Annotated in this window: 25 protein-coding genes and 2 pseudogenes; 13 read left to right on the top strand and 14 right to left on the bottom strand. The window is 69.2% G+C overall.

Annotation, left to right across the window (positions count from 1 at the left end; translation table 11 throughout):
• Positions 1–14: 14 nt before the first annotated feature.
• The 4 genes from AC07PF_RS13095 to AC07PF_RS13080 form a co-directional block, all read right to left on the bottom strand.
• On the bottom strand, positions 15–1799 hold the full coding sequence (locus AC07PF_RS13095) for a nitrite/sulfite reductase (RefSeq protein WP_007857107.1): 1785 nt from the start codon (positions 1797–1799) through the stop codon (positions 15–17).
• Positions 1800–1809: 10 nt separating this feature from the next.
• Positions 1810–2613 (bottom strand): sulfite exporter TauE/SafE family protein, encoded by an 804-nt coding sequence (locus AC07PF_RS13090; protein WP_007857108.1) that lies wholly within the window; start codon positions 2611–2613, stop codon positions 1810–1812.
• A 136-nt stretch (positions 2614–2749) separates the two neighbouring features.
• Entirely contained in the window at positions 2750–4657 is a 1908-nt protein-coding gene (gene mnmC / locus AC07PF_RS13085) for a bifunctional tRNA (5-methylaminomethyl-2-thiouridine)(34)-methyltransferase MnmC2/FAD-dependent 5-carboxymethylaminomethyl-2-thiouridine(34) oxidoreductase MnmC1 (RefSeq protein WP_494612162.1), read from the bottom strand.
• 20 nt (positions 4658–4677) lie between these two features.
• On the bottom strand, positions 4678–4950 hold the full coding sequence (locus tag AC07PF_RS13080; RefSeq protein ID WP_007857110.1) for an oxidative damage protection protein: 273 nt from the start codon (positions 4948–4950) through the stop codon (positions 4678–4680).
• A gap of 158 nt (positions 4951–5108) precedes the next feature.
• Here AC07PF_RS13080 and AC07PF_RS13075 point away from each other — a divergent pair, with 158 nt between their 5' ends.
• The 9 genes and pseudogenes from AC07PF_RS13075 to AC07PF_RS13035 all read left to right on the top strand — a co-directional run.
• On the top strand, positions 5109–6131 hold the full coding sequence (locus AC07PF_RS13075) for a sulfate ABC transporter substrate-binding protein (protein ID WP_007857111.1): 1023 nt from the start codon (positions 5109–5111) through the stop codon (positions 6129–6131).
• 119 nt (positions 6132–6250) lie between these two features.
• Positions 6251–6841: an NADPH-dependent FMN reductase gene (ssuE, locus tag AC07PF_RS13070; protein ID WP_007857112.1), complete on the top strand. Its 591-nt coding sequence runs from the start codon at positions 6251–6253 to the stop codon at positions 6839–6841.
• 192 nt (positions 6842–7033) lie between these two features.
• Positions 7034–8008, top strand: a complete 975-nt coding sequence (locus AC07PF_RS13065; protein WP_494612161.1) for a sulfonate ABC transporter substrate-binding protein — start codon at positions 7034–7036, stop codon at positions 8006–8008.
• A 20-nt stretch (positions 8009–8028) separates the two neighbouring features.
• The gene (locus AC07PF_RS13060) at positions 8029–8169 is read left to right on the top strand and encodes a hypothetical protein (RefSeq protein ID WP_007857114.1); all 141 of its coding nucleotides are present in this window, start codon (positions 8029–8031) and stop codon (positions 8167–8169) included.
• A 22-nt stretch (positions 8170–8191) separates the two neighbouring features.
• Positions 8192–9355 carry an FMNH2-dependent alkanesulfonate monooxygenase gene (gene ssuD, locus AC07PF_RS13055; RefSeq protein ID WP_145698610.1) on the top strand — a complete coding sequence of 388 codons (1164 nt, stop codon included), beginning with the start codon at positions 8192–8194 and terminating at the stop codon, positions 9353–9355.
• A 29-nt stretch (positions 9356–9384) separates the two neighbouring features.
• On the top strand, positions 9385–9759 hold the full coding sequence (locus AC07PF_RS13050) for a VOC family protein (protein WP_007857116.1): 375 nt from the start codon (positions 9385–9387) through the stop codon (positions 9757–9759).
• Positions 9756–10622 (top strand): aliphatic sulfonate ABC transporter permease SsuC, encoded by an 867-nt coding sequence (ssuC, locus tag AC07PF_RS13045; protein ID WP_007857117.1) that lies wholly within the window; start codon positions 9756–9758, stop codon positions 10620–10622. Before AC07PF_RS13050 ends, ssuC begins: the two co-directional genes overlap by 4 nt.
• A gap of 48 nt (positions 10623–10670) precedes the next feature.
• Positions 10671–11648, top strand: a complete 978-nt coding sequence (locus tag AC07PF_RS13040) for an aliphatic sulfonate ABC transporter substrate-binding protein (RefSeq protein ID WP_494612160.1) — start codon at positions 10671–10673, stop codon at positions 11646–11648.
• A gap of 4 nt (positions 11649–11652) precedes the next feature.
• Positions 11653–12138, top strand: a pseudogene (locus AC07PF_RS13035) (ABC transporter ATP-binding protein); the annotation flags it as partial.
• On the opposite strand, the pseudogene AC07PF_RS13030 reads toward AC07PF_RS13035, so the two are convergent.
• Positions 12133–12345 (bottom strand): annotated as a pseudogene (locus AC07PF_RS13030) (hypothetical protein); the annotation flags it as partial. The pseudogenes AC07PF_RS13035 and AC07PF_RS13030 overlap by 6 nt on opposite strands.
• 199 nt (positions 12346–12544) lie before the next feature.
• Between AC07PF_RS13030 and AC07PF_RS13025 the strand changes: the two are divergent.
• Complete coding sequence (locus AC07PF_RS13025; protein ID WP_007857120.1) at positions 12545–12760, top strand: TOBE domain-containing protein; 216 nt, start codon at positions 12545–12547, stop codon at positions 12758–12760.
• 155 nt (positions 12761–12915) lie between these two features.
• Positions 12916–14295 carry an LLM class flavin-dependent oxidoreductase gene (locus AC07PF_RS13020; protein ID WP_494612159.1) on the top strand — a complete coding sequence of 460 codons (1380 nt, stop codon included), beginning with the start codon at positions 12916–12918 and terminating at the stop codon, positions 14293–14295.
• Positions 14296–14307: 12 nt separating this feature from the next.
• Here the strand turns inward: AC07PF_RS13020 and trhA are convergent, their stop codons facing one another.
• From trhA to AC07PF_RS13005, 3 genes are read right to left on the bottom strand one after another with little or no spacing between them, the layout of a single operon-like run.
• The gene (gene trhA / locus AC07PF_RS13015; protein WP_494612158.1) at positions 14308–14943 is read right to left on the bottom strand and encodes a PAQR family membrane homeostasis protein TrhA; all 636 of its coding nucleotides are present in this window, start codon (positions 14941–14943) and stop codon (positions 14308–14310) included.
• A 23-nt stretch (positions 14944–14966) separates the two neighbouring features.
• Positions 14967–15137 carry a hypothetical protein gene (locus tag AC07PF_RS13010; protein ID WP_007857123.1) on the bottom strand — a complete coding sequence of 57 codons (171 nt, stop codon included), beginning with the start codon at positions 15135–15137 and terminating at the stop codon, positions 14967–14969.
• On the bottom strand, positions 15103–15234 hold the full coding sequence (locus tag AC07PF_RS13005; protein ID WP_007857124.1) for a hypothetical protein: 132 nt from the start codon (positions 15232–15234) through the stop codon (positions 15103–15105). Before AC07PF_RS13005 ends, AC07PF_RS13010 begins: the two co-directional genes overlap by 35 nt.
• 188 nt (positions 15235–15422) lie before the next feature.
• On the opposite strand from AC07PF_RS13005, the gene AC07PF_RS13000 reads away from it, so the two are divergent.
• Both AC07PF_RS13000 and AC07PF_RS12995 read left to right on the top strand, forming a co-directional pair.
• Entirely contained in the window at positions 15423–16436 is a 1014-nt protein-coding gene (locus AC07PF_RS13000; RefSeq protein ID WP_494612157.1) for a M14 family zinc carboxypeptidase, read from the top strand.
• A gap of 4 nt (positions 16437–16440) precedes the next feature.
• The gene (locus AC07PF_RS12995; protein ID WP_494612156.1) at positions 16441–17217 is read left to right on the top strand and encodes an alpha/beta fold hydrolase; all 777 of its coding nucleotides are present in this window, start codon (positions 16441–16443) and stop codon (positions 17215–17217) included.
• Here AC07PF_RS12995 and AC07PF_RS12990 read toward each other — a convergent pair.
• The 6 genes from AC07PF_RS12990 to AC07PF_RS12965 all read right to left on the bottom strand — a co-directional run bounded on the left by AC07PF_RS12990 (position 17206) and on the right by AC07PF_RS12965 (position 24227).
• Complete coding sequence (locus tag AC07PF_RS12990) at positions 17206–19515, bottom strand: ATP-dependent DNA helicase (RefSeq protein WP_494612155.1); 2310 nt, start codon at positions 19513–19515, stop codon at positions 17206–17208. The genes AC07PF_RS12995 and AC07PF_RS12990 overlap by 12 nt on opposite strands.
• Positions 19512–20336: a hypothetical protein gene (locus tag AC07PF_RS12985; RefSeq protein ID WP_494612154.1), complete on the bottom strand. Its 825-nt coding sequence runs from the start codon at positions 20334–20336 to the stop codon at positions 19512–19514. The genes AC07PF_RS12990 and AC07PF_RS12985 overlap by 4 nt, the downstream gene beginning before the upstream one ends.
• Before the next feature lie 80 nt (positions 20337–20416).
• Positions 20417–21565: a galactonate dehydratase gene (gene dgoD / locus AC07PF_RS12980; RefSeq protein ID WP_494612153.1), complete on the bottom strand. Its 1149-nt coding sequence runs from the start codon at positions 21563–21565 to the stop codon at positions 20417–20419.
• Positions 21566–21606: 41 nt separating this feature from the next.
• Complete coding sequence (locus AC07PF_RS12975) at positions 21607–22260, bottom strand: 2-dehydro-3-deoxy-6-phosphogalactonate aldolase (protein ID WP_494612152.1); 654 nt, start codon at positions 22258–22260, stop codon at positions 21607–21609.
• A complete protein-coding gene (locus AC07PF_RS12970; protein WP_494612151.1) occupies positions 22257–23285 on the bottom strand; it encodes a 2-dehydro-3-deoxygalactonokinase in 1029 nt (342 codons plus the stop codon). The genes AC07PF_RS12975 and AC07PF_RS12970 overlap by 4 nt, the downstream gene beginning before the upstream one ends.
• Positions 23286–23288: 3 nt before the next feature.
• Positions 23289–24227, bottom strand: coding sequence for a dihydrodipicolinate synthase family protein (locus tag AC07PF_RS12965; RefSeq protein ID WP_494612150.1), 939 nt, complete (start codon positions 24225–24227; stop codon positions 23289–23291).
• Positions 24228–24235 lie beyond the last annotated feature (8 nt).

The raw sequence follows: 24235 nt of genomic DNA, 5'->3' as shown, positions 1-24235 counted from the left end.
TTTCTGGGCCGGGCTCAGGCTGCAGCCACGGCCTCGTCCTTGTGGCGTGCCGTCTTGGCGGCTTCCTTGAACGGGTCCAGGCCGGCGCGGCGCACGGTGGACTGGAAGGTTTCGCCGCTTTCGCGCAGGTCGCGGTAGGTGCCGAGCACGGCCTCGATCACGTCGGGCACTTCGGCCGCCGAGAACGAGGGGCCGATGACCTTGCCGGCCACGGCCGGGCCGGACAGGTCGGAACCGTCGGAGCCGCCCAGCGTGACCTGGTACCACTCCTTGCCGTCCTTGTCCACGCCCAGGATGCCGATGTGGCCGCTGTGGTGGTGGCCGCAGCTGTTGATGCAGCCGCTGATGTGCAGGTCGATCTCGCCGATGTCGTCGAGCTCGTCGAGGTCCTGGTAGCGCTGCGTGATGGCCTCGGCGATCGGCAGCGAGCGCGCATTGGCCAGCGAGCAGAAATCACCGCCGGGGCAGGCGATCATGTCGGTGAGCAACTGCACGTTGGCGCTGGCCAGGCCCAGGGCCTTGGCTTCCTGCCACAGCTCGAACAGGCGGCTGGCATGCACCCAGGGCAGCAGCACGTTCTGGTCGTGCGTCACGCGGGCTTCGCCGGCGGAGTACTTGTCCACCAAGTCGGCCAGGGCCACGAGCTGTTCGCTGGTGGCGTCGCCGGGCGACTGGCCGGGGCGCTTGAAGGACAGCGTGACGGCGCGCAGCTGTGCATTCTTGTGGGCGTGCACGTTGCGCTTGAGCCAGCGGCCGAAGGCCACGTGTTCGGTGGACTGCGCCTGGAGTGCGGCTTCCAGCGCGGCGGGATCGGCATCGGCGATGTCGGCCAGCACGGGCGGCACGAAGCAGGCGGCCACGCGGTCGAATTCGGCCTGGGGCACGGTGTGCGGGCCACCGTCGATCTCCATGATCTGGCGGTACTCTTCTTCCACGTCGTCGATGTACTGCTGGCCCTCGGACTTGACCAGGATCTTGATGCGCGCCTTGTACTTGTTGTCGCGGCGGCCGTGCTCGTTGTAGACGCGCACAATAGCCTCGATGTAGTTCATGATCTGGTTCCAGGGCAGGAACTCGCGGATCACGGTGCCGATCACCGGGGTGCGGCCCATGCCGCCGCCCACGAAGACCTTGAAGCCGATCTCGCCGGCTTCATTCTTGGCCATGTGCAGGCCCACGTCGTGCCAGCCCGTGGCAGCGCGGTCATCGGCGGCGCCGCTGATGGCGATCTTGAACTTGCGCGGCAAAAAGGCGAACTCGGGGTGCAGCGTGGTCCACTGGCGCAGGATCTCGGCGTAGGGACGCGGGTCGATCAGCTCGTCCACGGCCACGCCGGCCAGCGCGTCGGTGGTGGTGTTGCGGATGCAGTTGCCGCTGGTCTGGATGCCGTGCATGTCCACGCTGGCCAAGAGGTCCATCACGTCGGCGCTCTTGGACAGCGGGATCCAGTTGAACTGCACGTTGGTGCGCGTGGTGAAGTGGGCGCAGTTCTTGGGCAGGAAGGTGGTGCCCAAGAGGCCCTGGCCTTCCATGGCAGCCTTGAACACGGCCGCTTCGGGTTCGTCGTAGTCGCGGGCGATGGTGGCCAGCACGCGCAGCTGGCGGCTGGCGATCTCGCCGTAGGGCACGGCCACGCGCAGCATGGGCGCGTAGCGCTGCACGTACCAGCCGTTCTGCAGGCGCAGCGGGCGGAAATCGTCTTCGGCGAGCTTGCCGGCCTGCCAGCGGTTGAGCTGGTCGCGGAACTGGCGCGCGCGCTGGTGGACGAACGTCTTGTCGAATTCTGTGTATTGGTACATCGTCGTGGGCTTAAATCAGAATCAATTTGGCGCCTGCCCAGGCCAGCAGGACGGACAAGGCAGAGCGGATCAGGCGCTCGGGCGTGCGGGTGACCAGGCGGGAGCCCAGCCAGATGCCCGGCAGCGAGCCAGCCAGCAATTGTGCAAGCAAACTCCAATCTACGGAGCCGAGCGAGGCATGGCCCAGCCCTGCCACCAGGGTCAATGGCACGGCGTAGGCGATGTCGGCGCCGATGATGCGTGGCAGTGGCAACAGGGGGTAGACCAGCAGCAGCACGGTGACGCCGATGGCGCCCGCGCCCACCGAGGTGAAGGTCACCAGCGTGCCGATCACCGCGCCCAGCAGCACCGGCAGGCTCCAGTGGCGCGGGCGGGTGGCCTGTTCGGCATTGGCCAGGCGCAGGGCCTGGTCGGCTGCCTGGCGCTGGCGCGAAAAGGCGATCACCTTGTACAGCGTGGCGGCGGCCGTGAGCAGCAGGGCAAAGCCCAGCGTGGTGGTCATGATGCGCTGCGCCTGGGCGCTTGCGGGGCCCAGTTCCTTGAGCGCCCACAGCGCCAGGATGGCCGCGGGGATGCTGCCCGCGCACAACTGGCCCACCACGCGCCAGGGCACCAGGCGCTGGCGCGCCATGCTCACCGTGCCGCCCATCTTGGTGAAGGCGGCGAACAGCAGGTCGGTGCCGATGGCCAGGTGCGGCTTGACGCCGAAGAAGAAGATCAGCACAGGCGTCATCAGCGAGCCACCGCCGACACCGGTCAGGCCGACGATGAGCCCTACCGCAAAACCCGCAAATACAAACGCCAAATCATGCATGGCAGCGAATGTAAGAGCGCTCCTTATGGAAACAAACTATTGTTTTGTCCTTCCCTTATGCGGATAAGCTTATGCGCCAATATTGGTGCGGGTTGGCGAGGGGGTGCCGTGCGCCCCCGCCGTTGTCGCATGTTGGTTACACACCGGCCAGCCGTTCGGCGCCCAGCGCCTTGGCCAGCTTGGCGTCGAGCGGCAGGGGCTCGCCCTGCAGCCGGGCCGCGAGCAGTTCGCCGCACAGCACGGACAGGGTCAGCCCGCGCGCGCCCATGGCCGTGCAGGTCCACAGCCCCGGCAGGGCCGCCGCATCGACCGGGCCCACCACGGGCAGCCGGTCGTGCAGGGTGCAGCGCACGGCAGCCCAGGTGCGCAGGCCGGTGGCCGGGCCGGCAAAGCCGGCCTGCAGGCGTTCGGCTGCGCTGGGCAGCAGCCCCTGCATCTTGCCGTGGTTGGCGGCGTGCGCCTCGCGTTGCTCGGCGGGTGTCGGGGGCAGGGTGGTCATGCCGCGCTCGAAGGTCGAACCCATGATCCAGGCGCGGGGTGCATCCGGCTCGTCCGACAGCGGAAAGTCGGGTACCAGGTTGCCGTTGCCATTGAGTGGAAACGGGGCCAGCGGCGCCTCTCCCGGCGCATAGGTGCCGATGGACACCTGGCCGCGCAGGGACTGCAGGGGCCAGTGGTTGGCCAGCAGCGTGCGGCTGTCGGCGCCAGCGGCAATCACCACCAGCGCCGCTTGGGCGAGCACATGGCCTTGGGCGTCCAGCGCCTGCCACGGGGCATCCGGGCCATCGCCCAGGCGCTGCAGGCGCGCCACGCGGCAGCCGCCGTGCCAGGTGATGCCCGGCTGGGCCAGCAGGGCGCCCACCAGGCGCGCCGGCCGCAGCCAGCCGGCATGGGGGTGCCAGTTGGCGGGGGTGTCGGCCGGCAGATGGGCGCGCTGCAGCGTGCCTTCGCTGGCGCTCTGGCTCCAGTCGCTGCCGGGGCCGTCGGCCCAGGTGGCGGGCAGCACCTTGTTGCGGGCCTTGTCGGCCGCATGCCGTTCCAGCACGCCGCTCTGGCCGAAATCCTGTCCCTCGCACAGCAGCACGTGGGCCTGGGCCAGGGTGGCGCGCACGCCGCTGCGCGACAGGCGCGAGAGCAGGCTGTCGTCGGGCGAGACATGGGGGGCGAACACGCCGGCGGGCAGGCCCGAGGCGCCGGCCGCCGGCGCCGCCGCCTGGTCCAGCAGCTGCACGCGCCAGCCGCGCCGCGCCAGGCTGGCTGCGCTGGCCGCACCGGCCACGCCGCCGCCGATCACGATGCAGTCGCCCGGTGGCCGAGGCTCCGCCTGGGCCTGGGGCGCGGTGCGCGGCTCCCAGTGCGGGTTGTAGGTGGCGTGCAGGTTGTCGCGCTTGGGCGGCACGCCGGGCGCGCGGGTGACCTCGAAGCCGCACTGCGCCAGGGCATCGCGCACGGCGCGGGCAATGGTCCAGGTGGCCAGGCGCGTGCCGCGCCGGCAGCAGCGCGCCACCGCCTTGAGGGTGTGGCTGTCCCAGATCTCCGGGTTGCGCTGGGGGCTGAAGCCATCGAGGTAGACGGCATCCACCGTAGGCATCTGCTGGCGCAGCATGGCCTGGGTGTCGCCCACGTACAGGGTGAGCAGCACGCGCCCTTCGTCGAAACTGAGCCGGTGCACACCCGGCAGCAGGCCCCACCAATGGGCGTGGAGTTCGCGCGCGAGAGGCGCCAGCTCGGGGTGCACGGTGGTGGCGCGCAGCAGGTCCTCGGCCCCCACGGGCCAGGCCTCGGTGGAGACGAAATGCAGCAGCGTGCAGCGCTCGGGATCGGCCCGCCAGGCGGCCCAGGTCACCAGGAAGTTCAGGCCGAAGCCGAAGCCGGTTTCCAGGATGCGCCATTGCGCTTGCCCGGCCCAGGCCTGCGGCAGCCCGCAGCCGTGCAGGAACACCTGGCGGGCCTGCGTGAGGCCGCCGTTTTCACTGTGGTAGCGGTCGCCGAAGCGGGGGCTGTAGGGGGTGCCGTCCGGCAGCCATTCGACAGGCTCGGACATGGATATGGGCGAGGGTGTGCTCAGGGGCTCGGTGGAACGTAGCCTGCTGCGGCGTCGGCACCGCCGCCGAAGAAATGGTTCTCCATCTGGCGCGCCAGGTACTGGCGGGCGCGCGCGTCGGCCAGGTTCAGGCGGTTTTCATTGACCAGCATGGTCTGGTGCTTGAGCCAGCCGGCCCAGGCCTCCTTGCTCACGCTTTCCCAGATGCGCTTGCCCAGCTCGCCGGGGTAGGGGGGGAAATCCAGGCCTTCGGCTTCCTTGCCGAGCTTGATACATTGAACGGTGCGTGCCATGGGGGATTTCCTTGTGAATTGTTGGCTGAGCGAGGTGCTCAGATATTTTCGGTATAAAGAACTGAAATCTTAGTTGTTTCAGTTTTGATGGAGGCCTTCCAGAATGCGGCCCATCGGTGTTCAGCACCTGTCCGCATTCAATCCTAAAGAGGCTCTCCATGAATTTTCGCCGTGACTTTATCAAGTTTCCGTTTGCCGCCGCTCTGGTGGGCAGCTTGGCCCTGACGGCATTGCCGTCGTTTGCGCAGTCGGTGACCCTGCTGAACGTCTCGTACGACCCCACCCGCGAACTGTACGTGGACTTCAACCAGGCCTTCGCCAAATACTGGAAGGGCAAGACCGGCCAGGACGTGACGATCAAGCAGTCGCACGGCGGCTCGGGCAAGCAGGCGCGCTCCATCATCGACGGGCTGGACGCCGACGTGGCCACCCTGGCCCTGGCCGGCGACACCGATGCGCTGAACGCCAACGGCGGCTGGATCCCCAAGGACTGGCAAAAGCGCCTGCCACACAACAGCTCGCCCTACACCTCGACCATCGTGCTCGTGGTGCGCCAGGGCAACCCCAAGGGCATCAAGGACTGGGACGACCTCATCAAGCCCGGCATCAGCGTGATCACGCCCAACCCCAAGACCTCGGGCGGCGCCCGCTGGAACTACCTGGCTGCCTGGGAATTCGCCAAGCGCAAGCTCGGCGGCGATGCCAAGGCCAAGGATTTCGTGGCCAAGCTCTACGGCAATGTGCCCGTGCTGGACACCGGCGCGCGCGGCTCCACCATCACCTTTGCCCAGCGCAACCAGGGTGACGTGCTGATCGCCTGGGAAAACGAAGCCTACCTGCTCGAAAAGGAATTCGGCACCAAGTTCGACGTGATCGCGCCCTCGCTGTCCATCCTGGCCGAGCCCGCCGTGACCGTGGTGGACAAGAACGTGGACAAGAAGGGCACCCGCGTGGTGGCCGAGGAATACCTCAAGTACCTGTACACCGAGGAAGGCCAGGACATCGCCGGCAAGCACTTCTACCGCCCCGCCGTGTCCGAGAAGGCCAAGGCCAAGTACGCCAAGCAGTTCCCCAAGTTGAACCTGTTCACCATCAACGACGCCTTCGGCGGATGGGACAAGGCGGCCAAGGAGCACTTCGCCGACAACGCCAGCTTCGACCAGATCTACACGAAGAAATAAGCCCACCCCGAAGCGGCCTGCTGTGGCCGCTTGCCCTCGAAGGGCGCCACCCGTGGCCCGGCATGGCCGGCTCCACGGTGGCGCTTGCAGAGCCACGCCCTTACGAATTGCTTCATCCTATGTCCGCCCTTCTCATTGCCGGCAGCCCGTCGGAACGCTCGCGCTCAGCCGCCCTGCTGGACGCCGTGGCCCAACGCCTGTCGGTGCGCGGGGCGCTGGTGGATCGCATCCACATCCGCGACCTGTCTCCCCAGGCCCTGCTGCTGGCCGATTTCGCCCACCCCACGGTGGTCGGCGCCATCGACCAGGTGGCCCAGGCCCGCGTGCTGGTGGTCGCCACACCGGTCTACAAGGCCGCCTACAGCGGCGTGCTCAAGGTCTTCCTGGACCTGCTGCCGCAGACCGCGCTCAAGGGCAAGGTCGTGCTGCCCCTGGCCACGGGCGGCAGCCCGCACCACATGCTGGCGCTGGACTATGCCCTGCGGCCCGTGTTGCAGTCGCTGGGCGCCAAGAGCATCCTGCCCGGCATCTATGCCACCGACTCCCAGGTGGCCCTGACGCCCGAGGGCGCCTACGACCTGCACGCCGACATCGCTGCCCGCCTGGACGAAGCGGTCAACGTGCTGATCACCGAAACCCTGCGCCCACCCGCAGCGCAAACGGGCCGGTTTGCGCCGGTGCATTTCTCGCAGGTGCGATGTAGCGTCTGACGCCGTGGGTGTTGCCGGCGCCTTTCCAGGCGCCTGGCGGGACCCCTCTCCCTTTTTCTCCCCATTTCGTTTTCTTCGAGCCGGTACCCGCCGATGCGGGCAGGCCAGGCCGCTGCATGCCCGCAGGCAAGCCCCGGCGCTCGCTGTTGGCCGGCCACCGCACAACCAGACATTGCTGAAAGACACATCACCATGACACAAGCCCTGATCTCTTCCCGCCGCCGCCAGGTGGTCCTGTCCAGCCTGGCTGCTGCCGCCTTGGGTGCCGCCAGCGGCACGGCCTTCGGCCAGGCCTCGTCGGGGCGCGTGCTGCGCGTCGGCCACCAGAAGGGCTGGCTGTCCATCCTCAAGGGCCGCGGCACGCTCGAAAAGCGCCTGGCACCGCTGGGTGTGAAGGTCACCTGGACCGAATTCAACGCCGGCCCGGTGCAGCTGGAGGCACTCAACGTGGGCGCCATCGACTTCGGCGATGTGGGCGAGGCCCCGCCGATCTTTGCCCAGGCCGCCGGTGCTCCCTTGGTGTATGCCGGTGCCACCGTGCCGCGCCCGGCGCTGGAGGCGGTGATCGTGCCCAAGGATTCGCCCATCCGCAGCGTGGCCGACCTCAAGGGCAAGCGCGTGGCCTACAACAAGGGCTCCAACGTGCAGTACTTCCTGGTCAAGCTGCTGGAGAAGAACGGCCTCAAGTACGGCGACGTGCAGTCGATCTTCCTGGCCCCGGCAGACGCCCGCGCCGCCTTCGAGAAGGGTGCCGTGGACGCCTGGATCATCTGGGACCCGTTCCTGGCCGCCGCCCAGAAGACGCTGGACGCGCGCCTGCTGGTGGACGCCACCGGCGTGGTCAACAACCGTGCCTACTACTTCACCTCGCGCGACTACGCCACGCGCAACATCGATGTGCTGCGCATCGCCATCGAGGAGGTCAATGCCATCGATACCTGGGCCTCCAAGAACAAGGCCGCAGCGGCCGCAGAGCTGACCACGGTGCTGGGCCTGGACCGCAGCATCACCGACCTGTACCTGAGCCGCGCCAAGTTCGGCACGGCCCCCGTGACGCGCGAAATCATCGCCGAGCAGCAGTCGATTGCCGACACCTTCTTCGAGCTCAAGCTCATCCCCAAGAGGTTGAACCTGCTGCATGCCGCGCCCGTAGACCTGGGCGCCTGACCGTTCCCCGGGAGCCGTCCATGCACACCCCCATGCCCTTTCCGCTGCACGAGCAATTGCGCCGCGTGCTGTGCGTGACCGCCAGCTCCTGGGGGCTGCCCACCCGGCCGCGCTGCGCGGGTGTGGGTGCTCCCCGGTTCGGTTTCGCCATCTCCTACTGACGCCACAACAAAGAGGTTTTCCATGCAGATCTTCTGGTTCATACCCACCCACGGCGACAGCCGCTACCTGGGCACCTCCAAGGGCGCGCGCCAGCTCAGCCACGACTACCTGCAGCAGGTGGCCGTGGCGGCGGACAGCCTGGGCTACGAGGGCGTGCTCATCCCCACCGGCCGTTCGTGCGAAGACCCCTGGGTGATCGCCTCGAGCCTGATCGCCGTCACCAAGAAGCTCAAGTTCCTCGTCGCCGTGCGCCCGGGCCTGCACCAGCCCGCGCTGGCGGCACGCATGGCGGCCTCGTTCGATAGGATCTCGGGCGGGCGCCTGCTGATCAACCTGGTGACGGGTGGCGACCAGACCGAGCTCGAGGGCGACGGCGTGTTCCTGGACCATGCCACGCGCTACGAGCAGTCGGCCGAGTTCATCCGCATCTGGCGCGAGATCATGGCGCGCAGCCACACCGGCGAGACCTATGATTTCGAAGGCCAGCACCTCACGGTGAAGGGCGCCAAGCTGCTCTTCCCGCCGCTGCAGCACCCACATCCACCGGTGTACTTCGGCGGGTCGTCCGAGGCGGCGCACGACCTGGCGGCCGAGCAGGTCGAGACCTACCTGACCTGGGGCGAACCCCCGGCCGAGGTGGCCAAGAAGGTGGCCGACGTGCGGGCACGCGCGGCGGCAAAGGGCCGCACGGTGACGTTCGGCATCCGCCTGCACGTGATCGTGCGCGAGACCGACGAGCAGGCCTGGGCCGCTGCCGAGGAGCTCATCAGCCATGTGGACGACGCGACGGTGGTGCGCGCCCAGGCGGTGTTCTCGCGCATGGACTCCGAAGGCCAGCGGCGCATGGCGCGCCTGCATGCCGGCGGTGCCAAGCGTGCGCGCGCCGACCTGGAGATCAGCCCCAACCTGTGGGCCGGCGTGGGCCTGGTGCGCGGTGGCGCGGGCACGGCCCTGGTGGGCGATCCGCAGACCGTGGCCGCGCGCATCGAGGAGTACGCGGCCCTGGGCCTGGATACCTTCGTGCTCTCGGGCTACCCGCACCTGGAGGAGGCCTACCGCTTTGCCGAGCTGGTGTTCCCGCTGCTGCCGCTGGCCGTGCGCGAGAAGCTCACCGGCGGCAACCCGCTGGGCCCGTTCGGCGAATCCGTCGCCAACGAACTGCCCCCGCGCGCCTCGCAAAGCTGAGCGCCGCACCGCACCCAAGGAGATCGCCCATGGCCATCCATTCCATCAACCACGTGCAACTGGCCTTTCCGGCCGGGGCCGAGGAACCCATCCGCAATTTCTACAGCAGCCTGCTCGGCCTGCCCGAGGTGCGCATAGCGGCGGGCAATGCGCTGCATTTTGCCGCCGGCACCCAGCGCATCGACCTGGTGCCCACCGACCACTGGCAGGGCGCGCCCTCGGTGTCGCACCTGGCGCTGGAGGTGCAGGACCTGCCGGCGCTGCGCGGGCGCCTGCTGCAGGCCCAGCTGCCGCTGGTGGAGAACCGGGCGCTGCCCGGCTACCTGCGTTTTTACGTGAAAGACCCGGCGGGCAACCAGCTGGAATTTCTGGAACCCGACACCGAACGACAGGAGTTCGCATGACCACCACCACCCGTGAGCTGCAGGCATCGCCCGTGGCCGATTCCATCGACGCCGCCAGCCTGGCGCCGCTGGCTGCATCGCCCGCGCTGCGCTTTGCCAAGGGCGTGCTGCTGCGCCTGCTGCCCTGGGCCGTGCCCGTCACGCTGATCGTCGTGTGGCAGATCGCCTCGTCGCTGGGCTGGCTCTCCACCCGGGTGCTGCCCGCGCCGCTGGAGGTCGTCAAGGCCGCCTGGACGCTGACCGCATCGGGCGAGCTGTGGACCCACGTCAAGGTCAGCGCCGGCCGGGCCCTCGCGGGCCTGGCCATCGGCGGCGGTCTGGGCCTGGCGCTGGGGCTGCTCACGGGCTCGGTGCGCCTGTTCGAGACCCTGCTCGACTCCACCATCCAGATGGTGCGCAACATCCCCGCGCTGGCGCTGATCCCGCTGGTGATCCTGTGGTTCGGCATCGACGAGTCGGCCAAGCTGTTCCTGATCAGCGTGTCGGTCTTCTTCCCGATCTACCTGAACACCTTCCACGGCATCCGCAACGTGGACCCGGGCCTGATCGAGATGGGCCGCACCTACGGCCTGTCGCGCTGGCAGCTGTACCGCCAGATCATCCTGCCGGGCGCGCTGTCCAGCATCCTGGTGGGCCTGCGCTTCTCGCTGGGCCTGATGTGGGTGATCCTGATCGTGGCCGAGACCATCTCGGCGCAGTCGGGCATCGGCTACCTGACCATGAACGCCCGCGAGTTCCTGCAGACCGACATCGTGCTCGTGGGCATTTTGCTGTACGCGCTGCTGGGCAAGCTGGCCGACGTCTTCGCCAAGACGCTGGAGCGCTATTGGCTGCGCTGGCACCCCGGCTACCAGAGCACCTGAACACCCCCAATGCATGCATGCCCCGCCAGAGGGGCTCCAAGGATTTCCATGTCTTTCTCCTCCCCCACCTCCCGGCGCACCACGCTCGGTGCACTGGCAGCCCTGGCCGCCACGGCCAGCGGCCTGGCCAGCGCGCAAAGCGGCGCCAAGCCCGATACCGTGCGCATCGGCTACCAGAAGTCGTCCACCCTGATCGTGGTGCTCAAGACCCAGGGCACGCTCGAAAAACTGCTGGCCCCGCTGGGCGCCAAGGTCACCTGGCACGAATTCACCAGCGGCCTGCCGCTGCTCGAAGCCCTGAACCTGGGCAACATCGATGTCAGTGCCGACGTGGCCGACACCGTGCCCGTGTTCGCCCAGGCGGCCGGCGCGGCCCTGACCTTCGTGGCGCAGGAGGCTCCATCGCCCTCGGCCCAGGCCGTCGTGGTGCGCGCCGATTCGCCGCTCAAGACCGTGGCCGACCTCAAGGGCAAAAAGATCGGCTTTGCCAAGGCCGCCGGGGCCCACTACCTGCTGATCGCCGCCCTGGAGAAGGCCGGCCTGTCGTTCAAGGACATCGACCCCGCCTACCTCACGCCGGCCGACGGCCGTGCCGCCTTCGAGCGCGGTGCCATCGATGCCTGGGTGGTGTGGGACCCGTTCCTCGCCGCCGTGCAGCGCCAGTCGAGCGTGCGCGTGCTGGCCGATGGCCAGGGCGTGGCCTCCTACCAGCGCTACTACCTGGCTTCCACCCCTTATGCCCAGGCGCGCGCCGACGTGCTGCGCGTGCTGTTCGCCGAGCTGCAGAAGGCCGGCACCTGGGTCAAGGGCAATCCCAAGGACGCGGCGGCGCTGCTGGCGCCGGTGTGGGGGCTCGATGCCGCCACGGTGGAGCAGGCCAACAGCCGGCGCAGCTACGAGGTGCGTGCCGTGCTGCCTGCGGGCCTGTCCGAGCAGCAGCGCATCGCCGATGCCTTCCTGTCCGAGAAACTGCTGCCCCGGCGTGTGAACACGCTGGAAGTGGCCCTCTTCAAGCCAGGAGCCTGACACCATGGCACAAACCAATGTTCCATCGCGAGACAGCAGCAACAACGGCGTGCGCCTGGAGGTGCGCGGCGTGGACAAGCGCTACGGCGCCCGTGAGGTGCTAAAGAAGACCGAGCTCGTGATCGAGCCGGGCCAGTTCGTGGCCATCGTGGGCCGCAGTGGCTGCGGCAAGAGCACGCTGCTGCGCCTTGTGGCGGGGCTGGAATCCGTCTCGGGCGGCGCCATCCGCCTCGATGGCCAGGCCGTGGACGGCCTGAGCCAGGACACGCGCATCATGTTCCAGGACTCGCGCCTGCTGCCGTGGAAGCGCGTGGCCGACAACGTGGCCCTGGGCCTGCCGCCCGAGCGCCGCGGCGCAGCGGCCGACGTGCTGGCCCGCGTGGGCCTGGGCGACCGGCTCGGCGAATGGCCGGCACGCCTGTCGGGCGGCCAGCGCCAGCGCGTGGCCCTGGCGCGCGCCCTGGTGCACAACCCGCGCCTCTTGCTGCTCGACGAACCCCTGGGCGCGCTCGACGCGCTGACCCGCATCGAGATGCACCGCCTCATCGAAGGCCTGTGGCAGGCCAGCGGCTTCACCGCGCTGCTGGTGACCCACGACGTGCAGGAGGCCGTGGCCCTGGCCGACCGCGTGATCCTGATCGAGGACGGGCAGATCGCGCTCGACCAGTTGATCGACCTGCCGCGCCCGCGTTCGCATGGCGACGCCGCGTTTGCCGCGATCGAAAAGCGCATCCTCGACCGCGTGCTGCAAAAGCCCGATGCCGAGCCCAGCGCCGCCGATGCACGCTGGCCCGGCGTGCCTGCGCACGGCCTGCGCTGGGCCGTGTGACTGACAGCCCGCATTCCACCTTTTTCACCCGTTTACCCCATTTTTCGGACTTTTCAAGGAGAAATTCATGTCCATCCAAGCCATCAACGTACGCAACCAGTTCAAGGGCAAAGTGCGCGAGATCGTTCGCGGCGACGTCGTGTCCGAAGTCGATGTCGAAACCCCCTGGGGCATCGTCACCTCGGTGATCACCACCCGCTCGGTCGACGAGCTGGCGCTGGTCGTCGGCTCCGACGTGGTCGCGCTGGTCAAGTCGACCGAGGTGTCCATCGCCAAGCTGTGATCCAGCGGGGCCGCCCACGGCCCAGCCGGTTCGAGGCCCTGCACTGCAGGGCTTTTTCCGTTGGTGGCGACGACAAGTAGCGATATCTGTTTTTCTTCGTTGGCTGCTGCGCAACGCCGGCCTACGCTGAGGGTTTCGATCCAAGGACCCATGGCATGACCGCAGGCAGCGCACCGAAGCAACGCACCCTTCAATTCGGCCTGGTGCTGCACGGCGTGGGCGCCGGCTGGGGCGACTGGCGGCACGAGAACGCCGTGACCGATGCCAGCGTGAATTTCCGCTTCTACGCACAGCAGGCGCAGCTGGCCGAGCAGGCGCGCTTCACCTTCCTCTTCGTGGCCGACAGCGTGCACATCACGCCGCGCTCCAGCCCGCATTACCTCAATCGCTTCGAGCCGCTGACCATCCTCTCGGCGCTGGCGGCGGTCACCACGCACATCGGCCTGGTGGCCACTGTCACTGCCAGCTACAGCGAGCCCTTCACCGTGGCCCGGCAGTTCGCCTCGCTCGACCACATCAGTGGCGGGCGTGCGGGCTGGAACGTGGTCACCTCCTGGCTCGACGGCAGCGCGCGCAACTACGGGCGCCAGGAACACTATGCGCACGACGTGCGCTACCGCCTGGCGGGCGAGCACCTGGACGTGGTGCAGGGCCTGTGGGATTCGTGGGAGGACGATGCGCTGCTGCGCGACAAGGCCACGGGCCGGTTCTTCGACCCCGCCAAGCTGCACCGGCTGGACCACCAGGGCGAGTTCTTCGCCGTCGAGGGGCCGCTCAACATCGCGCGCTCGCGCCAGGGCCAGCCGGTGATCTTCCAGGCGGGGGCATCGCCCGACGGCAAGGCGTTTGCCGCCCAGCGCGCCGATGCCATCTTTTTCCATGCCGATACCTTCGAGGAGGCGCAGGCCTACTACCGTGACGTGAAGGCGCGCGTGCGCGCCGAAGGCCGCGACCCTGACGAGGTGTTCCTGCTGCCGGGCTTTCGCCCCATCGTGGGCCGCACCGAGGAGGAGGCCGAGCGCCGCTACGAGGAACTGGCCGCCCTGGTGCCCATCGAGAATGCGATTGCCGCGCTGGCCCGGCCGTTCAACGACCACGACTTTTCGCAGTACCCGCTGGACGAACCCTTTCCGGACCTGGGCGAACTGGGCCGCAACAGCCAGCAGAGCACCAGCGACCGCATCAAGCAGCATGCGCGCGCGCAGGGCCTGACCCTGCGCGAGGTGGCCCTGTGGCATGCCCGGCCGCGGCGCACCTTTGTGGGCACGGCCGAGCAGGTGGCCGATGAAATACAGCGCTGGTTCGAAGGCGGTGCGGCCGATGGCTTCAACTTCTTCGAGGCCCTGCCCAACACCTCGCTCAAGGCCTTCGTCGAACTGGCCGTGCCGGTGCTGCAGGCGCGCGGCCTGCTGCGCACCGAATATGCAGGCGACACCTTGCGCAGCCACTTCCAGCTGCCCGTGCCGGTAAACCGCCACACGGCAAAGGCGGCCAGCGGTGCGGTGCTGCGGGAAGAGGCCGCGGTGGTTGCCTGAAGGCCCCGGCGCTCAGCCGCCGTAGCCCATGATGGCCACGGCATGGCAGCCCGTGCCCGCGGCCACGAAGCCGTGCCACACGGCATGCGCATAGCGCAGCCGCGAATCGAGCACGAAGAAGGCCACGCCCACGGTATAGGCCACGCCGCCAGCAATGAGCCAGTGCGCGCTCCACTGCGTGAGGTGGCCGATGAGGGGCAGGGCGGCCACCAGCGCCAGCCAGCCCATGAGCAGGTACATGCCCGTGGACAGCCAGGCCGTGCGCAAGCGGTTGAGCGCCTTGAGCACCAGGCCGAGCGTGGCCACGGCCCAGACCAGGGCCAGCAGGGCCAGGTTCCAGTCGCCATCGGGCCGCAGCAGCGCAAACGGCGTGTAGCTGCCTGCGATGAAGAGGTAGATGGCGCCGTGGTCGAGCTTCAGTGCCGCCTGCTTGAAGCGCCCTTCAGGCAGCGCGTGGTACACCGTGGAGGCCAGGTACAGCAGCACCATGGTGCTCGCAAAGACGATGGCACCGGCCACGCTGGCCGTGCCTTGCGGCCGGGCCGAGGCCACGATGAAGGGGGTGGCCACCACGGCGGCCAGCAGTGCCAGGGCATGGCTGGCACTGTTGGCCAGCTCCTCGCCGGGGCTCTGGTCGCGGCATTGCATGGCCAGGCGTGGGTGGTGGCGCCTCAGCGCGGCAGGGCAGGGTGGTGGTGGCGCCCGCGCCAGGCGTGGTAGCGCGAGCGCTGCAGCGCGAACAGCTCCACCAGGCCCCAGGCCATGGCGCAACCCATGAGCCCGAAGAGGGCCGCCGCGCGCAGCGGCTTAATCCTGCGCGGAGAGCGGGAGCGGTTCGTCATGGAAGAAATGGTCGTTGTCAGGAAGGTCGAACGAGAACCAGCGTTCGTCGAAGAGCTCGTCGAACAAGCGCTGCAATCCGAGTAGTTTCCAGAGCATGGGACCTCCCCTTGGTTGTGTGGTGCGGCTCCAAGATAGCCCCGCCATGTGACGGTTTCGCGTCAGTGGTGCAAATCGCAACGTGCCTGCAACAAGGGCTTCTTGCACCTGGGGCGCAGCGCTATGCTTGCGCTGCGCGAGCACTGTTACACCTGTTTCCCCTGTCATCTCACACGCCCCAACCTACCGTGCCCGACATCGTTCTGCCCGAGCTCGCGGCACTGGAGAGGATCATCGACCAGGGTGGCAGCCGCCTGGAGGCGCGTGTGGTGCACACCGTGGAGTTGGCCTCCGGCGAACGCTTCCCGGTGCATGCCATCAGCCTGGGCAACCCGGACCGCAGCGTGCCGGCCATGGGCTTCTTCGGCGGCATCCACGGGCTCGAGGGCATCGGCGCCGAGGTGGTGATCGCCTACCTGCAGAACGTAGTGACGCGCCTGCCCTGGGACATGGCGCTGAACCAGCAGCTCGAACAGGTGCGCCTGGTGTTCATGCCCATCGTGAACCCGGGCGGCATGTGGGCTGCAACGCGCGCCAACCCCAATGGCGTGGACCTGATGCGCAATGCCCCGGTGGATGCGCTGGACCGCGTGCCCTTTCTGATCGGCGGCCAGCGGTTGAGCGCGGGCCTGCCCTGGTACCGCGGCAAGCCCGGGGCGACCATGGAGGCCGAGAGCCGGGCCCTGTGCCAGGTGGTGCAGGAGGAATTGCTCTCGCGCCCCTTCAGCATCGCGCTGGACTGCCACTCGGGCTTCGGCATCAGCGACCGGCTGTGGTTTCCGTTCGCGCATACGCGCAAGCCGATTGCACATCTGCCGGAGCTGCATGCGCTGCACGAGATCTTTCTGCAGGCCCATGCCTACCACCCCTACATCATCGAGCCGCAGAGCGCGCAGTACCTCACGCACGGCGACCTGTGGGACCACCTGTACATGCAGGCCTGCAACGACCCGACGCGCACCTTCTTGCCGCTGACGCTGGAGATGGGTTCCTGGCGCTGGATCAAGAAGAACCCGCGCCAGCTGTTCTCGCGCAAGGGCATCTTCAACCCGCTGATCAACCACCGCCTGCAGCGCGTGCTGCGCCGGCACATGCCGCTGCTCGACTTCCTCTCGCGCGCGGCCGGCAGCAACGAGCGCTGGGTGCCCGCGCCCGAGGCGCGCGTACAGCGCAGGGCCGATGCGCTGGCTGCATGGTACTGACCCCATGGCACGGGAGTCGATCCGCTGGATCTTTCTGCGCGGCCTGACGCGCGAGGCGGTGCACTGGGGCGGGTTCAAGGAGGCCTTCCAGGCGGCCATGCCAGGCGCCGAGGTGCTGATGCTGGACCTGCCCGGCAATGGCCAGTGGCATGCGCGCCAGAGTCCGCTGTCGGTGGCGGCCATGGTGGCGCAGTGCCGGGCGGAACTGGCGCAGCGCGGCATCACCGGGCCGTACCACCTGCTTGCCATGTCGCTGGGGGCGATGGTCGCCACCGAATGGGCGTGCACGGCACCGGCCGAGGTGCAGGGCTGCGTGCTCATCAACACCAGCTTTGGCAATTTCAGCCCCTTCTACCGGCGGCTGCGGCCGCGCAACTGGGGCGCCCTGGTGCGCGGGGTGCTGCTGGCCAGCAGCCCGCGCGAGGCCGAGGCCACCGTGCTGCGCCTCACCAGCAACCGGGCGGACGAGCGCATGGCCGTGGTGGACGCGTGGGTGGCGGCGCGCCAGGCACGGCCGGTGTCGGGCGCCAATGCCGTGCGCCAGCTGGCGGCGGCGGCGCGCTACCGGGCACCGCGCACCTGCCCGCTGGAGCGCATGCTGCTGCTGGGCAGTGCACAGGACGGCCTGGTCAGCAGCAGGTGCTCGCAGGCCATTGCCAGCGCCTGGGGTTGCCCACTGGTGCTGCACCCCTGGGCCGGGCACGACCTGCCGCTGGACGACCCGGCCTGGGTGGCTGGGCAGGTGGCCGATTGGGCGGCGGCCCGCCGGTCAGCGGCCTGACTGCGCCCACCAGGTGGGCAGCAGCGCACGCACCTCGGGTCGGCCGAAGCGGTCGTCCATGAGGTGCACCACGCCTTCGTCGCTGGGCGTGCGGATCACGCGGCCGGCGGCCTGCACCACCTTCTGCAGGCCGGGGTAGAGGTAGGTGTAGTCGTAGCCCTCGCCGAACAGCGCCTGCATGCGCTCCTTGACCTGCTCGTTCACGGGGTTGACCTGGGGCAGGCCCAGCGTGGCCAGGAAGGCCCCGATCAGGCGCCGGCCCGGCAGGTCGATGCCCTCGGCGAAGGCGCCGCCCAGCACCGCGAAGCCGATGCCCTCGCTGCTTTCGGTGAAGCGCGCGAGGAACTGCTTTTGCTCCGATTCGAGCATGCGCCGCGACTGGCTCCAGTGCGGCAGCGCGGGGTGGCGCTCGGCCAGCAGCGCGGCGGCCTGCTGCAAATACGCGTAGCTGCTGAAGAAGGCCAGGTAGTTGCCCGGCCGGTCCCCGAACTGCCGGGCCATCAGTGCCACGATGGGCGCGAGCGAGGCCTTGCGGTCCGGGTAGCGGGTGGAGATGTGGCGCGCCACCTGCACCGACAGCTGCGCTGCCTGGAACGGCGATTCCACGTCGATGGCCAGGTGGTCCTCGGGCAGGCCCAGCAGGTCGGTGTAGTAGCGCTGTGGCTGCAGCGTGGCCGAGAACAGCGTGCTGGTGTGCGCGGCCTCCCAGCGCGGTGCCAGGAAGGGCGCGGGCACCAGGTTGCGGATGCACAGGGTGGAGCTGCCGGGCGCGCGCGCCGCCTTGGGCAGGCTTGGCGCCTTGGGCTGGGTCACGTCCACCAGCGAATGCGCGTCGAGCAGTCCGGCCATGCGCACCAGGTGCAGGGCGTCGAAGTAGAAGGCCTGCAGCGCGGTGTCGGGCTCTGCCGGGTGCTCGGCCAAGTGGTCGGTGAGGGTGTTGCCGCACTGCTGCAGGGCTGTGAGCAGGTCTTCGGGGAAGGCCTCGTGCACGGCGTAGGCGCTCGTTTGCTGCTTGTCCAGCGCCACCCAGGCGCGGCGCACCTTGTCCAGCGCCTTCTTGACCGCGGGGTAGCGGCTGGCGCTGGTGGACTTGCGTGCCAGGGCCAGGCCATCGGGGCGCAGCTCGGCGGTGTACATCTTGCGGCCCCGGTCCACGAGGTTGTGCGCCTCGTCCACCAGCAGCGCCGTGCGCCAGCCATTGGCCTGGGCCAGGCCGTGCAGCAGGCCACCCATGTCGAAGTAGTAGTTGTAGTCGCCCACCACCACGTCGGCCCAGCGCGCCAGCTCCTGGCTCAGGTAGTAGGGGCAGACCTGGTGCGCCAGCGCCGTGCTGCGCACCTCGGCCTGGTGCAGGGTGATGCGTTCACCACTCGTGCCGGGCTGCAACGCGGCCGCACGCGCAGCCGGCAACCGGTCGTAGAAGCCCTGGGCCAGCGGGCAGGATTCGCCGTGGCAGGCCTTGTCGGGGTGCTCGCAGGACTTGTCGCGCGCCACCAGCTCCAGCACGCGCAGCGGCAGGGCGGGGGCGCTGTCGCACAGGCGCGCAAGGGTGTCGAGGGCGGTCTGCCGGCCCGAGGTCTTGGCGGCCAGGAAGAACACCTTGTCCAGCCGCTGCGTGGGTGCCGCCTTGAGCAGCGGGAACAGCGTGCCCATGGTCTTGCCGATGCCTGTGGGCGCCTGCGCCATGAGGCAGCGGCCGGCGCTGGCGGCCTTGTAGACGGCCTCGGCCAGCGGGCGCTGGCCGGTGCGAAAGCCGCCGAAGGGAAAGGCCAGCGTACCGAGCGCCGCATCGCGCGCCGCGCGGTGCTCCACCTGCGCCTCGGCCCAGGCGAGAAAGCGCTCGCACTGCGCCTCGAAGTGCTGCTGCAGCTCGTCGGCCGTGCGGCGCTCGGTGAACACCGTCTCCTTCTGGCTGCCGATATCGAAGTAGACCAGCGCCAGCTCGATCTGGTCCAGGCCCTCCTGCGCGCACAGCAGCCAGCCGTAGATGCGCGCCTGCGCCCAGTGCAGCGCGCGGTGCGATGCGGGCTGGCGGTCGAGCCGGCCCTTGAAGGTCTTGACCTCGTCGAGCCGCGCATGCTCCGGGTCGAAGCCATCGGCCCGGCCGCGCACGCGCAGGCTCCTGTAGCTGCCTGCCAGCGCGACTTCGGCACGGTAGTTCTCTCCCCGGCGCGCGGCGGCCACGGCATGGCCGGCCATGCCTTCCAGGGCCGTGGGGGCGGGCGTGAAGCGCAGGTCCAGGTCACCCTGCTTGGCGGTGAACTCGCACAGCTCGCGTACCGCCACGGTGTAGGTCATGGGGCCTCGGTACAGGGAGGCAGGTCGTCTGCAGCGGGTTCGCCCAGGTGCGCCTGCGCCAGCTCTTCCTCGCTGCGCAGCGGCGTGGCCTTGCACAGGGCCATCCACACGGCAAAGGGCAGGGCGCAGCTCGCATGGCGTGCGGGGCGCAACAGCTCGAAGCGGCCATCGTCGAGCCCGCCGTGCAGCACCCAGATGCCGAAGTGCTCGGGGATCTCCTCGGGCTCGGCCACGCCGGCCGGGAACACGTAGTAGCACTCCTCGCAGAGCCACTGGTAGGCCTGGCGCTTGGCGTCGTGGCGCAGGTCCGACAGCAGATCGGATCGGCTGTACTTGATCTCGTGCACCATGGGCTGCAGGTAGGCCGGCACGGTGGTGTTGCGCACCGAGAACAGGTCTGGCCGCGCCATGCGCCAGACATTGGCCGCCTTGCGGCTGGCGGGCGTGTCTTCGCTCCACAGCGGGTTGCTGGTCGCCGGGGGGGGTGGCGGCGTTTCAGACCTTGCGGCCTCGATCACGGCGCGCAGCGACAGCTCGCGCCAGACGATGCGGCCCGAGGCCAGCAGGTGCGCGGCAAACTTCTGGCCCAGCCGGTCATGGGCACTGAGCGCCCGCACGCCACGCTGGCGCGCCTCGGCCAGGGTGCGGATGCCGTTCTCGGTGAGCTTCAGGGTCTCGAAGCCTTCGGGCGAGGTGTGCAGGGCCACGAGCTGCGCGGCCAGCAGGTCGATCTCCAGCGCGTCCTTGCAGGGCCAGCCGGCCGAGCGCCAGATCTGCATCAGGCGGGTGCGGTGGAAGCGGGTGATGGTCAGCGCCGTCATGGGGGCCGTAGGGTGGTCAAAATACTGATTGTAAATACAGTATTTTCCACCACGCTCACGGCGCGGTCATCCCCGGGGTTCTACCACTCCGCGAAACTCCCGTCCTTGTGGCGCCAGACCGGGTTGCGCCAGCGGTGGCCTTCGGAGGCGCGCTCGCGCACATAGGCCTCGTTGACCTCGATGCCCAGGCCAGGGCCCTGGGGGATGGCCACCATGCCGTCCTGGTACGCGAACACCTCGCCGTTGGACACGTAGTCGAGCAGGTCGTTGCTGGCGTTGTAGTGGATGCCCAGGCTCTGCTCCTGGATGAAGGCGTTGTAGCAGACGCCGTCGAGCTGCAGGTTGGCCGCCAGCGCAATCGGCCCCAGCGGGCAGTGCAGGGCCAGGGCCACGTCGTAGGCCTCGGCCATGGAGGCGATCTTGCGCGTCTCGGTGATGCCACCCGAGTGCGAGGGGTCGGGCTGGATGATGTCCACATAACCCTCGGACAGCACGCGCTTGAAATCCCAGCGCGAGTACAGCCGCTCGCCCAGTGCGATGGGGGTGGAGGACAGGTGGGCCAGCTCCTTGAGCGCCTCGTAGTGCTCGCTGAGCACCGGCTCCTCGATGAACATCAGCCGGTAGGGGTCGAGCTCCTTGAACAGCACCTTGGCCATGGGCTTGTGCACCCGGCCGTGGAAATCCACGCCGATGCCCACGTTGGGCCCCACCGCCTCGCGCACGGCAGCCACGTTCTTCAGGCATTTCTCGACCTTGTCGAAGCTGTCCACGTACTGCATCTCCTCAGTGCCGTTCATCTTCACGGCGGTGAAGCCGCGGTCCACGGCGGCCTTGGCCGCCGCGGCGGTCTCGCTCGGCCGGTCGCCGCCAATCCAGCTGTAGACCTTGATGCGGTCGCGCACGCAGCCGCCCAGAAGCTCGGAGACCGGCACGCCCAGCGCCTTGCCCTTGATGTCCCACAGCGCCTGGTCGATGCCGGCCAGTGCGCTCATGTGGATGCCGCCGCCGCGGTAGAAGCCGCCGCGGTACAGAACCGTCCAGTGGTCCTCGATGTGGCGCGGGTCCTTGCCGATGAGGTAGTCGCCCAGCTCCTCGATGGCGGCGGCCACGGTGTGGGCCCGGCCTTCGAGCACGGGCTCGCCCCAGCCGACGATGCCCTCGTCGGTCTCGATTTTCAGAAAGCACCAGCGCGGTGGCACGATGAATGTGGTCAGTCGGGTGATCTTCATGGGGAGCGGCTCGTCGGAAAAGGGGTGGGCAGTCGGATCGGTCAGGGGGCGGGGTAGGACGCGCGCCAGGCCTGCATGAAGGCCGCCGCATGGCGCGCCACGTCGGCGGCGCTGTCACCGGGCTTGTACAGCGCCGATCCCAGGCCAAAGCCGCTGGCACCGGCCTGCGCATAGGCCGCGATGCCATCGGGCGTGATGCCGCCCACGGGCAGCAGCGCCACCGGCGGGCGCAGCACCGCGCGCCAGGCCTTGAGCACGGCGGGCGCCAGCGCCTCGGCCGGAAAGAGCTTGAGCGCATCGGCCCCGGCCGCCAGCGCGGCATAGGCCTCGGTCAGCGTGGCCACGCCCGGTGCGCAGCCCATGCCGGCCGCCTTGGCGGCACGGATCACTGCCGCATCGCTGTGCGGCATGACGACGATCTGCCCGCCGGCCGCGGCCACGGCGGCGCAGTCCTCGGGGCGGATCACCGTGCCGGCGCCGATCAGCGCATCGGCCGGCAGGGCGTCGCGCAGCGCGCGGATGCTGGCCAGCGGCTCGGGCGAGTTGAGCGGCACCTCGATGGTGCGAAAGCCAGCCGCGTACAGCGACTGGCCGATGGCCACCACCTCCCCGGGTTGCACACCGCGCAGGATGGCGACCAGGCCGCAGTGGCGCATGGCGTTGGCCAAGAGTTCTGAAGAAGAGGAAAGAGTCATCGTGCAGCCTCCGTGCTGCGTGGGTCGGTAGGGGCCACCAGTGCAGCGGCCGTGGCGATCTGCCACAGCCCGCGCGCGGTGGCGTTGTCGGCCATTTCGGGGGCAGGCAGGCCGTATGCCGCGAGCGCCAGGGCATAGCGCCGGCACAGGTCGGGCTCGCCGCAGAGCACCACGTGCGCGGGCGTGGCACCCGGCGCCTGTTGGGCCGCCAGCGCCGCCACCTCGTGGCCGATCAGCAGGCCCGACAGGTAGTCGGCCTGGGCCGTGCCGGGCAAGGCGCCCGTGAGGCCCAGCGTGCGCGTGCTGAAGATGTGCGAGAGCAGGCCCAGCGAGGCCTCGGCCGAGCGCGCCACCTGCAGGCCGCGTGCGAAGGCCGCGTCATCGGGCGCCTCGGCCGGCTGCATGGTGCGGCCCAGGATGGTGTGGCCGCGCAGTGCGGCAAACACCTCGCCGGTCATGAAGGTGTGGAACTGCGCGATGGAGCGCCGGCGCGCCAGCACCCACTTGCTGTGCGTGCCCGGCAGGCCGATCAGCACCGGGGACTGGTGGGGCAGGGCCGAAGCCGCCATCACGCCCAGCACCTGCGTCTCTTCGCCACGCATCACATTGGGCAGCTCGCCGCGCTGGAGCAGGCCGGGCACGATGTGCACGCGCGGGCCGGCGCTGTGCGCCACCACCGTGAGCCCGCGCGCCAGGTGGTCCAGCGAGGTGGGCGCTTCGAGGTAGGTGGCCTCGCGCCAGCCCTGGGCGCTGCCCACCATGCCGCAGGCCAACACGGGGATGCCGGGCTGGGCCTGCAGCCAGTCACCGCAGACATCGTCGAAGGCGTGCTCGAAGGCAGCGGCCGGCGTGGCATGGGCCCGGCCATCGGCTGCGGCCGGCAGGTTCATGATGCCCCAGGGCCGGTGGCGCATCTGCTGCACCTGGCCCGTGGCATCGAAGCGGAAGGCGCGCAGCGAACTGGTGCCCCAGTCCAGCCCGATCAGGGCGGCGGTATCGCCGGTGCTTGGTGGGTGCTGTGCCATGGCTCAACGTGCCCAGCGCAGCACCAGCGGGTCCAGCCGGCGTGCAATGTCGATCAGGCCCCGGCGCACTTCGGGGTGCATGCCCGGGAAGGGGTGGCGGCCGCCCTCGCAGGCGATCACGCCGCCTTCCTTCATGAGCGCCTTGGCGGTGAGGATGCCGCCCTGGCGGTTCTCGTGGTTGATGAGCGGCAGCCAGCGCTGGTACAGCGCGAAGGCCTGGTCGGCATCGCCCTGGCGGTGCGCTTCGAGGATGGGGCGTATGCCATCGGGGAAGCCGCCGCCCGTCATCGCGCCCGTGGCGCCGGCATCGAGGTCGGCCAGCAGGGTGATGGCTTCCTCGCCATCCCAAGGCCCCTCGATGGCTGCGCCGCCCAGGCGGATCAGCTCGCGCAGCTTGCTGGCGGCGCCCGGCACCTCGATCTTGAAGTAGGCCAGGTGCTCGATCTCCCGCGCCATGCGCGCGAGGAACGGCGCCGACAGCACGGTGCCGCTGGCCGGCGCGTCCTGCACCATGATGGGAATGGATATGGCATCCGACACCCGCGCATAGAACTCGTAAATCTGCGCCTCGGGCACGCGGAAGGTGGCGCCGTGGTAGGGCGGCATCACCATCACCATGGCGGCGCCCATGTCCTGCGCGGCGCGGCTGCGCTCAGCGCAGACGCGCGTGCCGTAGTGGGTGGTGGTCACGATCACGGGCACGCGGCCGGCCACATGTTCGAGCGACACGCGGGTCAGGGTCTCGCGCTCGGCGTCGGACAGCGAGAACTGCTCGGAAAAATTGGCCAGGATGCACAGGCCGTCCACGCCGGCATCGATCATGAAGTCGAGACAGCGCTTCTGGCTCGCGAGGTCCAGCGTGCCGTCTTCGTGGAAGGTGGTCGGTACCACGGGGAAGATGCCGCGGTAGCGTGGGGACTGGGGGGATGTCGTTGTTGGCATGGTCTACG

Source organism: Acidovorax sp. GW821-FHT10A04, assembly GCF_059415825.1.
The sequence above is the reverse complement of the archived record's forward strand: the minus strand, read 5'-3'. Positions and strand labels throughout refer to the sequence as shown.

Excerpts from the sequence above, each read along its gene's own strand:
- AC07PF_RS13095 (WP_007857107.1), bottom strand. The coding sequence starts at position 1,799 with ATGTACCAATACACAGAATTCGACAAGACGTTCGTCCACCAGCGCGCG.
- AC07PF_RS13090 (WP_007857108.1), bottom strand. The coding sequence starts at position 2,613 with ATGCATGATTTGGCGTTTGTATTTGCGGGTTTTGCGGTAGGGCTCATC.
- mnmC (WP_494612162.1), bottom strand. The coding sequence starts at position 4,657 with ATGTCCGAGCCTGTCGAATGGCTGCCGGACGGCACCCCCTACAGCCCC.
- AC07PF_RS13080 (WP_007857110.1), bottom strand. The coding sequence starts at position 4,950 with ATGGCACGCACCGTTCAATGTATCAAGCTCGGCAAGGAAGCCGAAGGC.
- AC07PF_RS13075 (WP_007857111.1), top strand. The coding sequence starts at position 5,109 with ATGAATTTTCGCCGTGACTTTATCAAGTTTCCGTTTGCCGCCGCTCTG.
- ssuE (WP_007857112.1), top strand. The coding sequence starts at position 6,251 with ATGTCCGCCCTTCTCATTGCCGGCAGCCCGTCGGAACGCTCGCGCTCA.
- AC07PF_RS13065 (WP_494612161.1), top strand. The coding sequence starts at position 7,034 with ATGACACAAGCCCTGATCTCTTCCCGCCGCCGCCAGGTGGTCCTGTCC.
- AC07PF_RS13060 (WP_007857114.1), top strand. The coding sequence starts at position 8,029 with ATGCACACCCCCATGCCCTTTCCGCTGCACGAGCAATTGCGCCGCGTG.
- ssuD (WP_145698610.1), top strand. The coding sequence starts at position 8,192 with ATGCAGATCTTCTGGTTCATACCCACCCACGGCGACAGCCGCTACCTG.
- AC07PF_RS13050 (WP_007857116.1), top strand. The coding sequence starts at position 9,385 with ATGGCCATCCATTCCATCAACCACGTGCAACTGGCCTTTCCGGCCGGG.
- ssuC (WP_007857117.1), top strand. The coding sequence starts at position 9,756 with ATGACCACCACCACCCGTGAGCTGCAGGCATCGCCCGTGGCCGATTCC.
- AC07PF_RS13040 (WP_494612160.1), top strand. The coding sequence starts at position 10,671 with ATGTCTTTCTCCTCCCCCACCTCCCGGCGCACCACGCTCGGTGCACTG.
- AC07PF_RS13025 (WP_007857120.1), top strand. The coding sequence starts at position 12,545 with ATGTCCATCCAAGCCATCAACGTACGCAACCAGTTCAAGGGCAAAGTG.
- AC07PF_RS13020 (WP_494612159.1), top strand. The coding sequence starts at position 12,916 with ATGACCGCAGGCAGCGCACCGAAGCAACGCACCCTTCAATTCGGCCTG.
- trhA (WP_494612158.1), bottom strand. The coding sequence starts at position 14,943 with ATGCAATGCCGCGACCAGAGCCCCGGCGAGGAGCTGGCCAACAGTGCC.
- AC07PF_RS13010 (WP_007857123.1), bottom strand. The coding sequence starts at position 15,137 with ATGACGAACCGCTCCCGCTCTCCGCGCAGGATTAAGCCGCTGCGCGCG.
- AC07PF_RS13005 (WP_007857124.1), bottom strand. The coding sequence starts at position 15,234 with ATGCTCTGGAAACTACTCGGATTGCAGCGCTTGTTCGACGAGCTCTTC.
- AC07PF_RS12995 (WP_494612156.1), top strand. The coding sequence starts at position 16,441 with ATGGCACGGGAGTCGATCCGCTGGATCTTTCTGCGCGGCCTGACGCGC.
- AC07PF_RS12990 (WP_494612155.1), bottom strand. The coding sequence starts at position 19,515 with ATGACCTACACCGTGGCGGTACGCGAGCTGTGCGAGTTCACCGCCAAG.
- AC07PF_RS12985 (WP_494612154.1), bottom strand. The coding sequence starts at position 20,336 with ATGACGGCGCTGACCATCACCCGCTTCCACCGCACCCGCCTGATGCAG.
- dgoD (WP_494612153.1), bottom strand. The coding sequence starts at position 21,565 with ATGAAGATCACCCGACTGACCACATTCATCGTGCCACCGCGCTGGTGC.
- AC07PF_RS12975 (WP_494612152.1), bottom strand. The coding sequence starts at position 22,260 with ATGACTCTTTCCTCTTCTTCAGAACTCTTGGCCAACGCCATGCGCCAC.
- AC07PF_RS12970 (WP_494612151.1), bottom strand. The coding sequence starts at position 23,285 with ATGGCACAGCACCCACCAAGCACCGGCGATACCGCCGCCCTGATCGGG.
- AC07PF_RS12965 (WP_494612150.1), bottom strand. The coding sequence starts at position 24,227 with ATGCCAACAACGACATCCCCCCAGTCCCCACGCTACCGCGGCATCTTC.